Source organism: Actinomadura gamaensis, assembly GCF_042652125.1.
GTDB lineage: Bacteria > Actinomycetota > Actinomycetes > Streptosporangiales > Streptosporangiaceae > Spirillospora > Spirillospora gamaensis.
This window is the reverse complement of record NZ_JBHSIT010000015.1, coordinates 1-12,305: the sequence shown is the minus strand read 5'-3', so window position 1 is coordinate 12,305 and position 12,305 is coordinate 1. Positions and strand designations below refer to the sequence as shown.

Here is a 12,305-nt window from a genome sequence, read left to right as displayed (position 1 = left end):
TGACCGGCGGGCGAACCTGCCATCGACTAATGTCACGTTCATCCGAACACGCGACGAATGGAGTCCGGGTGGAACCGGTGACGGTCTGGTGGGCCGAGCGGGCCGCGGCCGACGAAGCGCTGACCGCCGTCCTCGATCCGGTCGAGCGGGCCCGCCGCGACCGCTACCTCCGCGACGCCGACCGCGACCGCTTCACGCTCGGCGTCGCCCTCACCCGCTTCGCGCTCGCGCGCCTGCTCGGCGTCCCGCCGGAGAAGGTCGCGATCGACCGCGCCTGCCCCGACTGCGGCAAGCCGCACGGCCGCCCCCGCGTCGTCGGCCGCCCCGACGCCCCCCACATTTCGGTCTCACATTCGGGCGACCGAATCGGCGTGGCCCTCTCCCCGCACGGCCCCCTCGGCCTGGACGTCGAGGAGTCCCGCGAGATCAGCACCGACATCGCCCGCCACGTCCTGGCCCCCGGCGAGTCCGCCGCCGGCCTCGCCGACCTGCTCGTCTACTGGACCCGCAAGGAAGCCCTCCTGAAGGCCACCGGCGACGGCCTCCGCTTCCCCATGCCCCGCCTCCGCACCACCCCCGCCCAGGAGCCCCCGCGCCTCCTGTCCTGGCAGGGCCGCGACGACCTCCCCGCCCGCTTCACCCTCCACCAGCTGAATCCCGGCCCCGGCTACGCCGCCCACCTGGCCCTCCTGGACCACCCACCCGCCGTCCCCGTGGAGGAGCACCCCTCCACCGCCCTCCTGCCCTGAGGGCCCGGGCGCTTATTGCAAACAAGTCGCAATAAGATCGGGCTCATGATCGAAGAACTCGTCCTGGCCTGGACGCGCGGCTGGTCCGTCAGCCGGGGCACCCCGGCCCCGGTCCCCTCGGACGGCGCGTACCGCATCGACGTCGGCCGCCCCGGCCACCACGTCCGGTACGTCCTCCCGCACCCGCACGCGAAGGTCATCCGGCGCCTGACGGACCAGGAGAACGCGCCCGGCACCTGGCTGAAGATCTGCGCCGAGCCCGCCCGCATCGCGCCGCTGCTCCCGTCCGGCTGGTCCCTGCAACAGGCCCCCGAGTACCTGATGTCAGCCCCTCTGAGCCAGGACGCCCCGCCCCCGTCGTCCGGCGGCTACACCCTGCGCCTCACCACCACGGGACGGATCGTGAAGGCCGCCGTCCAGGCCCCCGACGGCACGCTCGCGGCGACCGGCCAGGCCGGACTCGCGGACACCCACGCGGTCTTCGACCAGATCGCGACCGAACCCGCCCACCGCCGCCGCGGCCTCGGCGCCGCGGTGATGTCGGCGCTCTCGTCCGCAGCCGCCGCCCAAGGCGCCGGCACCGGCGTCCTCGTGGCCACCACCGAAGGCCGCGCCCTCTACCGCCACCTGGGCTGGCAAGAAGCCAGCCCCATGACCGCCGCGCACCTCCCGTAGGCCCCTTGTGATGCCGGACGGTCCGTCCGCCGGCTCGACGGAGAAGCCGGTGCTCAGCCCAGCGGGGCGGGGATTCGGGCCAGGGCTCGGAGGGTGGTGGGGGCCAGGCGGGAGAGGGTGTGGAGGACGTGGGCTTCGGCGTTCACCGGGACGACGGCCTTGTTCTTCACGATGGCTTGGACGATCCGCTCGGCGACCTTCTCCGGCGGGTATTTGCGGAGGCGCAGGCCGCGTTCGGCCCGGGCTCGTCGGCGTTCCTGTTCGGCGGGGGACGCGCCTACGAAGGTGCCGTGTCTGGCGATGCCGGTCTTGGCGAAGCCGGGGCAGACGGCGGTGACGCCGATGCGGTGGCCGGCGAGTTCGGCGCGCAGGCACTCGCTCAGCATCAGGACGGCCGACTTGGTCGTGCAGTAGGCGGGCAGGGCACGGGACGGCGCGTACGCGGCGGCGGACGCGATGTTCACGATGTGGCCGCCGTAGTTGGGCTTGTCGGGACGGTTCGGCAGCGCCTCGACGCGCTCGACCATCTGCGCGGCGAACAGGCGGGAGCCGTGGATGACGCCCCACAGGTTGACGCCGAGGATGCGGTCCCAGTCGTCCACGCCCGTGTCGAGGAACGGTCCCAGGACGGCGATGCCCGCGTTGTTCACCACGATGTCGGGCACGCGGTGGTCGGCGCGGACGGCGGCGGCGAACTCCTCCATGGCGCCGGCGTCCGAGACGTCCACCCGGTAGGCCCTGCCGACCGCGCCGAGCGCCTTGGCGAGCGTGACGGTGCGTTCGGCCGCGTCCAGGTCGATGTCGGCGGCGACGACGGTCGCGCCGCGCTCGGCGAGCGCGAGCGCGGTGGCCCGGCCGAAGCCGCCGCCGGCTCCCGTGACGACGGCGAGGGCTCCGTCGAAGAGCGCGAGGGACATTGCTGACCTCCGTGGGTGGGGTGCGCCCAAACCTACTCAGGTCGCCGCCACCACGCGATCAGGTCAGCGGGCGGCCTCGGACTCGATCACGGCGTCCACCTCGGCCTTGCGATCGGCCTCCTCGGCGGCGAACCGCTCCGCGTCGAGCTTGTCGGCCAGCTCCTCGTCGTTGCGCATCAGCGCGTCGAGGTCGGAGCGGGACGCCTCCAGCACGCCCATCTCCTCGAACGTCGCCTGGATGCGCGGGCTCCACAGCCCGATGTCCTTCACGCACGGGACGATCCGGCTGAACAGCAGGCTCTGGAACATCCGCATGTACGGCGAGTTCTTCACCATCTCGTCCACCTCGGCGACCGGGACGCCGAAGTTGGTCCAGATCTCCCGGCCGCGGATGCGGTCGCGCATCAGGTAGCAGCCCTGGATGACGAACTCCTCGCGCTCCTTCAGCTCGGGCGCGGACAGCTGCCGGTAGTAGTCGCGCAGCGCGAGCCGGCCGAACGCGACGTGCCGCGCCTCGTCCTGCATGACGTAGGTGAGGATCTGCTTGGGCAGCGGCTTGGTGGTCATGTCGCGCATGACGCCGAACGCGGCGAGCGCGAGCCCCTCGATGAGCACCTGCATGCCGAGGTAGGGCATGTCCCAGCGGGAGTCGCCGAGCGTCTCGTTGAGCAGGTCCTGGAGCTTGGTGTTGATCGGGTAGACCAGCCCGATCTTCTCCTGGAGGAACCTGGAGAAGATCTCGACGTGCCGGGCCTCGTCCATGGTCTGGGTGGCCGAGTAGAACTTGGAGTCCAGGTCGGGGACGGCCTCGACGATCCGCGCGGCGGTGAGCATCGCGCCCTGCTCGCCGTGGACGAACTGGCTGAACTGCCAGGACGAGGAGTGCCGCCGCAGCTCGCCGCGCTCCCGCTCGTCCATCTTCTCCCAGTAGGGCGAGCCGTAGATGGCGAGGGACTGGTCGGGGACGCCGAGCACGTCGTGCGGGTCGACCTCCAGGTCCCAGTCGATCCGGGTGGTGGAGTCCCACTGCCGGTCCTTGCCCTTCTGGTACAGCGCGAGGAGCTTCTCCCGGCCGTCGTCGTACTCCCAGGTGAAGCGCGTGTCGCCGGCCATCGGGACGGTCGCGGTGGACGGCTCGACGGGGGTGGTGTACAGGTCGTGGGTCGACATGGCGGACCTCCGGCACGTGGCGGCGGGCCGGGACGTACGTACGTTGTACGTCCGGCGTACGTTGTACGTACCGTGTCATGGTTCACTTACGTCAGTCAATCGCCACGAATGCGGGAAACGCGATGAGAGATGTGAGCCCGGTCACTGCCGGGACGGCCGGTCCGGAGCAGGCCGCGCTCCCCGGGCGCGCGCCGCTGAGCCGGGACCGGATCGTCCGGGCCGCGATCGAGCTGATCGAGGCGGACGGCCCCGAGGCGCTCTCGATGCGGCGCGTCGCGGCGGCGCTGGACGTGGCGGTGATGTCCCTCTACAACCACGTCCCGAACAAGAAGGCGCTGCTCGAAGGCGTCGCCGAGCACGTCGCGAACCAGATCGACCTCGCGGACGACCCGTCCGCGCCGTGGGCCGACCGCGCTCGCGCGCTGCTGCGCGCGCACCGGAAGATGGCGCACGACTTCCCGCGCAGCCTCACCGTCGTGCTGACGCACAAGGTCGACACCCCGGCCGGGCTGCGGCCCGCCGAGCGCGCGCTCGCCGTCGCCGAGGCCGCCGGGCTGGACGGCCCGACCTCCGTCCGCGCGATGCGGGCGATGCTCGCCTACGCGGTCGGCACGCAGATGCGCGAGCTGCGCGTCGCCGAGACGCTCGCGCACCTGGACGTCCCGCAGGCCGAGTCCTTCGCCAGGCTCGACCCGGACGAGTTCCCGCACGTCATCGCCCTCGCGTCCGAGCTGGGCGAGAACGACCCCGACGCCGACTTCGAGTTCGGCCTGGACCTGCTCATCTCCGCCCTGGAGCGCATCGCCGAGTCGCAGTCGCGGTCGCGGTCGCGCGAATGACCCCCGCAGGCGGTCAGGCGGTCGGGCCGGGGGTGGTCGGCCAGGCGGAGAGGTAGGGGCCGAGGCCCTGGCGGCAGAAGTCGGTCATGTGGCGCGCCGCGTCCTCGGCCGTGACCTCCGGGTGGGCGGTCCGCCAGAGCGCCAGCCGCTCGCAGGCGCCGACGATGATCTCGGTGTAGGCGAGGACGGTCGGCTCCGGCGCGTCGGGCGCGTAGACGCGCAGGACGTCCGCGATGAGCCCGCTCTGCTGCCGCCGGGTGTCCTCGACGGCCTCGGCGGCGGACGGCGGCATCTCCAGCGGCTGCTGCATCAGCAGGGCGAAGGAGCGCGAGTGCTCGCCGATGAACTCGAAGTAGGCGACCATGCCGCGCCACAGGACCTCATCGGCGGTCGTCGCGCCCGCCATCGCCTGCTGCGTTGCCTCGAACAGCTCGGCCTTCGAGCGCGCCATGCAGGCGAGCATGAGGCCGTCCTTGGAGCCGAAGTACTCGTAGAGCATCGGCTTGGAGACGCCGCAGCGCTCGGCGATCTCGTCCATGGAGGCGGCCCGGAAGCCGCGCTCGCCGAAGACCTCCTCGGCCACGTCGAGCATCTGCCGTTCCCGCTCGGCCCGGGACATCCGCCGCCGCCGCGGGCGTGCTGTGGCACTGCTCACAGGATTCCCCATCTATTGGACCTACCGTCAGTAACCTACTGGCGGTAACTTACTCATAGTAGGTCTCCGTTCGATGGGATGGGTTAATGAGCGAAGGCACCTCCCCGGCGATCGTGGTCATCGGATCCGGCTTCGCCGGGCTCGGCATGGCGATCCGGCTCAAGCAGCAGGGCTTCCACGACTTCGTCGTGCTGGAGAAGAGCGAGGCCCTCGGCGGGACCTGGCACGACAACACCTATCCGGGCTGCGCGTGCGACGTGCCGTCCCACATGTACTCGTTCTCGTTCGAGCTGAACCCGAACTGGTCGCGCATGTTCGCGCCGCAGCCGGAGATCCGCGCGTACATGGAGGCGACCGCCGACAAGTACCGGATCCGCGACCACATCCGGTTCGGCGCGGCCGTCGACTCGATGGAGTGGGACGACGCGTCCAACCGCTGGAACGTGACGCTCGCGGGCGGCGAGGTCCTGCGGCCCAAGGCGATCGTCACCGGCATCGGCGCGCTGCACATCCCGTCCTTCCCGGACCTGCCCGGCATCGAGCGCTTCCAGGGGACGGCGTTCCACTCCGCCGAGTGGGACCACGGCGTCGACCTGGCCGGCAAGCGCGTCGCCGTCATCGGGACGGGCGCGTCCGCGATCCAGTTCGTCCCGCAGGTGGCGAAGAAGGCGTCCAAGCTGGTGCTGTTCCAGCGGACGCCGCCGTGGATCCAGCCGAAGCCGGACCGCGCGTTCTCCCCGGCCGTCCGCAAGGTGTTCGAGAAGGTGCCGGGCGCGGCCCGCGCGTTCCGCAACGGCATCTACTGGGCGCTGGAGGCCCGCGCGGTCAGCTTCGCGGTGAGCCCGCGCCTGTCCGGGCCGATGAAGAAGCTCGCGCTGAACCACCTGGAGCGGCAGATCGCCGATCCCGAGCTGCGCGCGAAGGTGACGCCCGACTACACGATCGGCTGCAAGCGCGTCCTGCTGTCGAACGACTACTACCCGGCGCTGACTCGCGACAACGTCGAGCTCGACACGTCCGGCGTGGCGGAGGTGCGCGAGCACTCGATCGTCACCAAGGACGGGGTGGAGCACGAGGTCGACGTCATCATCTACGGCACCGGCTTCAAGGTGACCGACGCCCTCGCCGAGATGCGCGTGACCGGGCGCGGCGGCGTGAAGATCCAGGAGGTCTGGGCGGACGGCATCGAGGCGCACCACGGGACCACGGTCGAGCGGATGCCGAACTTCTTCATGCTGCTCGGCCCGAACACCGGCCTCGGCCACAACTCGGTCGTGTTCATGATCGAGGTCCAGATCCAGCACGTGCTGAGCTGCCTGCACCTGCTCCAGGAGCGCGGCATGGACACCATCGAGCCGCGGCCCGGCGCCGTCCGCGCCTTCAACGACCGCATGCACCGCCGCCTGCGCCGCGCGGTGTGGAACGAGGGCGGCTGCCAGTCCTGGTACCTGGACGAGCACGGCGTGAACCGCACCCTGTGGCCCGGCTTCACCTTCGAGTTCTGGGCGTCCTCGCGCAAGGCCAAGGAAGAGGACTACATCCTGAGCCGCTGACCTCTTCCCCTCGCCCCGCCCGCGACGGACGGGGCGAGGGAAAGGCCGCCGCGACCGGCCGCGGCGGACGGTGGCGCGTCGCGGACCGCTGGAGGGTGGCGCGGCGTCAGTTGCCGAAGCGGGGGCGGGGGCGTAGCAGTCGCCGCCGGGCGGGGGCCGGCTGCGGCGGCAGCGCCCGCATGCGCGCGACCGTGAGCCGCTTCTCGGCGAGGTTCAGCTGGACCAGGCCCTTCTCGGTGAGGTCGCGGGCGGTGATGCCCTTGCCGAGCAGGATCCAGTTGGTGCGCTCGTCGCGGGCCTGCGCGCGGCGGCGGCGCGTCACGTAGCGCGGGGTCAGCAGCAGCCCGGACGCGGCGAGCACGGCGGCTCCGGCCCAGGCGAGCGCGCCCGGCTCGGCGCCGCTGAGCAGCGGCTCGTGCGCGGCCTGGAGGCTCGTCACCGGCGACATCGGCAGGGAGATGCCCGCGACCTGCGGCCCGGCGACCGGCGGCAGCGCGACGGCGGGGGCCTGGAAGGGGTTGCGGTCGCCGAGCGGGTCGAGTCCGGGCGGCGGGGCGTTCACGCCGGGCGGCAGCGTCCCGTACGGTCCGGTCGGCCCGCCGTGGCCGTTCCCGGGGATGGTCACGGACGCGGCGACGACGGTGAGCGCGGTCGAGGTGCTGTGCGCGCCCGCGTTGCTGGACGTGACCGTCGCCGTGATCCTGATCGTGCCCGGCTTCGTCCCGGACGGCACGGTCACCGAGCCCAGCGCCGACGTCGAGCCGGAGACGTTGCCGAGCCACGTGCTCGACGGCGAGGCGGACGCGCCGCCGCTCGCGCCGAGCGAGACGCTCACGCCGGTGGCCGTCCCCGAGACCGAGACGGAGACCGAGACCGTGTCCCCGGCGTGCACCGCGGACGTCGAGAGCCTGATGCCGAGCCCGAGCCCCGGCTTGCCGTTGCCGCCGCCGGGCGTGGTCGGCCCGCCGGTGGGCACGTTGCCGCCGGGCGATCCGCCGCCCCCGGGCGTCCCGCCGCCGGGGGGAGTGCTGCCGCCCCCGCCGGGGGTCCCGCCTCCGGGGTCGGTCGGGGGAGTGGTCGGTGGCGTGGTGGGCGGGTCGGTCGGCGTCGTCGGCGGGTCCGTGGGGGTGCTGTCGGACGGCGTCGGCGTGGGGGTGTCCGTGGGCGTCGTCCCGGAGGACCCGGACGGCCCGGACGAACCCGACGAGCCCGACCCGGGCGTGTCCGAGGCCCCCGTGGTCGGCGTCGAGTCGTCGGCGAACGCGGCGGGCGCGACCAGGCCGCCGAAGGCCAGGACCGCGGCCGCGCCGAGGCCCGCGAACATGGGAAGTCCGACCGGTCGGGTACGCACCCTGCCCTCACCTCCGCCATTAGGCGACGCGTGGAAACAATTCCTCGGAGAGTAATATCAACACGCCGGAGGAATGGCTATCAACCCTCCCGGGGATAGTCGCCCCGGAAGACGAGAAAGGCGCTCCTCAACGCCCGCGAATTATCATCAGGTGAGTGGGCGCGGCACGCCGCGCGCATCCCCGCGCCCATCTCCGCGCGCGTCCCCCCGCCCTTCTCCGCGCGCGTCACCGCGTCCGTCACCGCGTCCGTCGCCGGGCACGATCTCTCCCACCTCCTTCCGCAGTCTCGTGGCACGGAGCACGACCTCGATCGCGAATCGCGAGTCGGGGTCGCCGAGCCGGTCGCCGAGGGCCTCCTCTAGGCGCCGCATCCGGTACCGGACGGTCTGCGGGTGGATGTTCAGCCGGTCGGCCAGCTCCACGGCCGTGCCGCGCGTGGTCAGCCAGCCGTAGAGGGTCTCCAGGTACTTCTCGGGCTGCCCGCCGCCGAGCTCGGTGACCCCGGCGAGGTGCCGCCGGGTGAGGTGGTCGACGACCGTCTCGTCCGACAGCAGCCACAGCGTGACCAGGTGCTCGCCGCTGTCCACGACGGGTTCGTCGCCGAGCGCGCCGGTGCGGGCGAGGGCGAGCGCCCGGCGGGCCCAGCGCAGCGACTCGGCGGCCCGGACGGTCGGGACGGTCAGCCCGAGCGCGAGCCGCCGGTCGGGCCAGCCGGAGGTGAGCATCCGCAGCCGCCCGGCGTCCACCTCGCCGGGGACGAGCAGGTGCGGCGTGTCCCCGGACAGGTCCACCAGCAGGTCGCGGTGCAGGGTGTGCGGGGACGGCTGGGGCCCGGTCGGCAGCGCGACGAGCGTGACCTCGTCGGGCACGGTCCAGCCGGCGAGCCGGGCGAGGTTCGCGACGACCTGCGCGGTGGGCGGCGGCTCGCGCAGCAGGCTGTGCAGCAGCCGCCGCCGGTGGTCCTGCTGCTCCTCGTCCGGACGGGCGGTGACGTAGCCCTCCAGCGAGAGCGAGGCCAGCTCGTTGATGTAGGAGAACAGCTCGTCGGCGAGGCGGATCATCACCGGCGCGGGCAGGTTCCGTTCGGCGGCGCCCTTCATCACGCGCCGCCAGGCGACCTGCGCGCCGATCCGGTAGGCGGTCTGGAGGCTGGACAGCGTCCGGCCCTCCATGGCCTCGAAGCGGCCGAGCCGGCGGTAGGTCTCGTCGTGCTTGTCGCGCGGGGTGGACGGGTCGGCGAGGGTGTCCACGAAGTGCGTCAGGGCGCGCTCGACGCCGATCCGCAGCGCCTGCACGTAGGGGCCGTCGGTGCTGCGGCCGTACTCGGGGACGGCCCGCTTGATCTCGGTGATGATCTCCGCGGCGAGCGTGGGCAGCTCCGGCCGGACGAGCGCGATCAGCCACCGCGGGGCGGGCTGTCCCGTCCCGGCCGGGTCGCCGTGCGTCTGCGCCATCGCGCACTCCTCCGCGGGCGCGCGCGACGACGGCCGAGCTGGATGGGGGGCTCCGGCTCGGAGGTGCGCCGCTGCGCTGCCCGGCGGTGGGGTCAGGCCCCGGACCGGCCGCGCGGGTGGGCGCGGACGGTCCGGGATCGGGGGGTGGGACCGCTCCCGTCGCGTCGAGCGGGGGTCCCCACGCGGCGGCTGCGGCTGGTGTGTGGTGGAGCACACTGAAGGTAGATCAACGGCAAGTTGTGACGGAGGCCACTGATGGTAAGGGAAGAGTAAAATTACCTTACGGCCTTTTTCGGTGACCCTCCGTCCTCGTCCGCCCTGTCTGGGGAAACGTCGTCGTCGTGCAGGAGCGCGGCGGCGCGCAACGTCACATCCAGCGCGAACCTGGTCTTGGGGTCGCCCAGGCTGTCGCCGAGGTAGTGGTCGAGCTGGCGCAGGCGGTAACGCACCGTCTGCGGATGGACGCTCAGGCTCTCGGCGATGTCCACCGCCGTTCCACGCGTCGTGACCCATTCGGTGAGGGTCGCGGTCAACTTCCGCCGGTGCCCGGCGGTGAGGTCGGACAGCGGCGCGAGGTGCCGCCGCGCCATCTCCTCGGCGAGGACGGTGTCGGCGAGCAGCCACAGCGTCGTCAGGTGCTCCTTGCAGGGGATGAGCGAGCCGCGCGGGATGATCCCCTCGCGGGCCAGCTCCAGCACGCGGACGGCCCAGCGCAGCCCGTGCGCGACACGTTCCAAGGGGAGCGTGAGGCCGAGGACGCTGTCCGCCTCGTCCAGGGCGGCGCGCAGCATCGCGGCGCGCGCGGGGGTGAAGGGGCCGGGCACCAGCAGGCGCGGTTCCGGGTCGTCCAGGTCGATGAGGACGTCGCCGTCCAGCGCCGAGCGGGTGCAGGGCGCGCCGGGCGCGACCGCCACGACCGTGGCGAGCTCGGGCAGCGGCCACCAGGCGGCGGCGCGCGCCAGCTCCTCCACCGCCTCGGCGGACGCCGGCGGCTGCCGCAGCAGCGCGCGCAGCAGCTCCCGCCGTATCTCGCGGTGGTGCAGGTCGGCGTGTTCGAGGGCCTGCCGGTGCCCGGTCCGGGACGCCGCGACCGCCTCGTCCATGTAGACGATCATGGCCTCGACCAGCGCGGCGACCTGCCCGGCGGGCACGCCCTCGCGCTCGGCGACGGCGGCGGTGCGCCGGTAGCAGACGTGGAAGGCGGTCCGGTAGGCGGCCTGGAGCAGGTCCAGGCTGCGCCCCTCGACGGCCTCGAAGTGACCGAGCGCGCGGCAGGTCTCGTCGCGGTCGGCGAGGGCCGGGGCCTCGCCCGCGACCTGGTCGACGAACGCGGTGAGCAGCCGCTCGACGCCCACGCGCAGGATCCGTCCGTAGGCGGACTCGGCGGGCCGGTCGTACTCGGGCACCGTCCGCCGGATCTCCGCGTCCACCTCGTCGATCGCGGCGGGCAGCTCCGCCCGCATCAGGCCGGCCAGGTGCCGGGGCACCCGCATGTCCAGCGGTCCGGACAGGTGATCCAACGTGTCGGTCAAGACCTCACCGCCTCCGATGAGAGTGATGGAGAGCACGCGTGTGACCCAGGGCACGCGGAGCTTAGGCACGCCGTCCGGGAGGGACAAGGGCGGGCCCTCCAGATGCCCCGCCAGTACTACGCGGGTGACAAGTCCGCGCGGTGCCGTTGCTCGCGTCCTGACAAACACCTGTGTGTGTCTGGTGCTCGAAAACTGCCTACCCGCCGGTACTAACTCCGAGGGAATTCGCCGGGCCCAAAAAACTCAGGTGCTGACAACCGGCCCGTAGAGTTGCCGATTCGATGCAATTGACTATTGAGTTCCCGACAGTTTCCGCCGTACGGTCGCCGCCACGGCAACAACATTCGACTCCGGTTCGCTGGCGGTGGTTCGTGGGAATTGAGGTCGCCGTCGAGGGGCTGACGAAATCCTTCGGCGCGCAGACGATCTGGCAGGACGTCACCCTGACGCTCCCGGCCGGGGAGGTCACCGTGCTGCTCGGCCCGTCCGGGACGGGCAAGACCGTCTTCCTCAAGTCGCTCATCGGACTCATCAAGCCCGAGAAGGGCACCGTCCTCGTCGACGGCGTGGACATGGTGAACGACCCGGACCGCCGGGTCTTCCGCGAGCGCAAGCGCTTCGGCCTGATGTTCCAGGACGGGGCGATGTTCGGCTCCCTCAACCTGTACGACAACATCGCGTTCCCGCTGCGCGAGCACACCCGCAAGACCGAGGCCGAGATCCGGCGCATCGTGCTGGAGAAGATGGACACCGTCGGCCTGGCCGGGGAGGAGAAGAAGGTCCCCGGGCAGATCTCCGGCGGCATGCGCAAGCGCGCCGGCCTCGCCCGCGCGCTGGTCATGGACCCCGAGGTCATCCTCTGCGACGAGCCGGACTCGGGCCTGGACCCGGTCCGCACCGCGCACCTGTCCCAGCTCCTCATCGACGTCAACGCGCGCATCGACGCGACGATGCTGATCGTCACCCACAACATCGAGATCGCCTCGACCGTCCCCGACAACATCGGCATGCTCTACCGCCGCGACCTGGTCGCGTTCGGCCCCCGCGAGACCGTGATCGCCTCCGACGACCCGGTGATCGCGCAGTTCCTGCGGGGCAGCCCCGAGGGGCCGATCGGGATGAGCGAGGAGAAGGACGCCGCGCTCCTCGCCGAGGAGGCCCAACGGGCCGCGAACCGGCCCCGGCCCCCGTCCCGTCCCATCGAGATCCCGGCGCAGCTCCGGCCGAGCCCCGGCGAGCCCGAGCGGGCCGGCGAGCTGCGGCACGCCGCCCGCGTGGACGCCATGCTGCCGAGCCTGCCGCCCGACGCCGTCTCCGCGATCCTGCGCGGCCGCGCCGCGACCGCCGAGGCCGCCGCCGCGCTCGCCGCGGCGCGGGCCGCCCCGGCGGGCGCCGCGCCCCCGCGGGCC

At 72.5% G+C, this 12,305-nt stretch carries 11 protein-coding genes; 5 read left to right on the top strand and 6 right to left on the bottom strand.

The genetic code is table 11. The features are described from left to right. The first annotated feature begins 68 nt into the window (after positions 1-68). The gene (locus ACFPCY_RS37650) at positions 69-749 is read left to right on the top strand and encodes a 4'-phosphopantetheinyl transferase family protein (RefSeq protein WP_378263643.1); all 681 of its coding nucleotides are present in this window, start codon (positions 69-71) and stop codon (positions 747-749) included. A gap of 45 nt (positions 750-794) precedes the next feature. Continuing rightward, the gene (locus tag ACFPCY_RS37645) at positions 795-1,424 is read left to right on the top strand and encodes a GNAT family N-acetyltransferase (RefSeq protein WP_378263641.1); all 630 of its coding nucleotides are present in this window, start codon (positions 795-797) and stop codon (positions 1,422-1,424) included. A 53-nt stretch (positions 1,425-1,477) separates the two neighbouring features. Here ACFPCY_RS37645 and ACFPCY_RS37640 read toward each other — a convergent pair whose 3' ends face one another. Continuing rightward, positions 1,478-2,341: an SDR family NAD(P)-dependent oxidoreductase gene (locus ACFPCY_RS37640; RefSeq protein WP_378263639.1), complete on the bottom strand. Its 864-nt coding sequence runs from the start codon at positions 2,339-2,341 to the stop codon at positions 1,478-1,480. Between the two features lie 63 nt (positions 2,342-2,404). Beyond that, complete coding sequence (locus ACFPCY_RS37635; RefSeq protein WP_378263637.1) at positions 2,405-3,511, bottom strand: ferritin-like domain-containing protein; 1,107 nt, start codon at positions 3,509-3,511, stop codon at positions 2,405-2,407. Positions 3,512-3,642: 131 nt separating this feature from the next. On the opposite strand from ACFPCY_RS37635, the gene ACFPCY_RS37630 reads away from it, so the two are divergent. Continuing rightward, positions 3,643-4,350, top strand: a complete 708-nt coding sequence (locus ACFPCY_RS37630; RefSeq protein ID WP_378263636.1) for a TetR/AcrR family transcriptional regulator — start codon at positions 3,643-3,645, stop codon at positions 4,348-4,350. A gap of 13 nt (positions 4,351-4,363) precedes the next feature. Here the strand turns inward: ACFPCY_RS37630 and ACFPCY_RS37625 are convergent, their stop codons facing one another. After that, complete coding sequence (locus ACFPCY_RS37625) at positions 4,364-5,005, bottom strand: TetR/AcrR family transcriptional regulator (RefSeq protein WP_378263634.1); 642 nt, start codon at positions 5,003-5,005, stop codon at positions 4,364-4,366. A gap of 86 nt (positions 5,006-5,091) precedes the next feature. On the opposite strand from ACFPCY_RS37625, the gene ACFPCY_RS37620 reads away from it, so the two are divergent. After that, on the top strand, positions 5,092-6,558 hold the full coding sequence (locus ACFPCY_RS37620; RefSeq protein WP_378263632.1) for a flavin-containing monooxygenase: 1,467 nt from the start codon (positions 5,092-5,094) through the stop codon (positions 6,556-6,558). A gap of 106 nt (positions 6,559-6,664) precedes the next feature. Here ACFPCY_RS37620 and ACFPCY_RS37615 read toward each other — a convergent pair whose 3' ends face one another. From ACFPCY_RS37615 to ACFPCY_RS37605, 3 genes are all read right to left on the bottom strand, one after another. Continuing rightward, positions 6,665-7,909: a hypothetical protein gene (locus ACFPCY_RS37615; protein WP_378263630.1), complete on the bottom strand. Its 1,245-nt coding sequence runs from the start codon at positions 7,907-7,909 to the stop codon at positions 6,665-6,667. A gap of 147 nt (positions 7,910-8,056) precedes the next feature. Then, complete coding sequence (locus ACFPCY_RS37610; protein ID WP_378263629.1) at positions 8,057-9,364, bottom strand: RsbRD N-terminal domain-containing protein; 1,308 nt, start codon at positions 9,362-9,364, stop codon at positions 8,057-8,059. Positions 9,365-9,639: 275 nt separating this feature from the next. Next, a complete protein-coding gene (locus ACFPCY_RS37605) occupies positions 9,640-10,896 on the bottom strand; it encodes an RsbRD N-terminal domain-containing protein (protein ID WP_378263627.1) in 1,257 nt (418 codons plus the stop codon). 371 nt (positions 10,897-11,267) lie between these two features. On the opposite strand from ACFPCY_RS37605, the gene ACFPCY_RS37600 reads away from it, so the two are divergent. Beyond that, on the top strand, positions 11,268-12,305 hold a 1,038-nt coding region (locus ACFPCY_RS37600; RefSeq protein ID WP_378263625.1), incomplete at its 3' end, for an ABC transporter ATP-binding protein.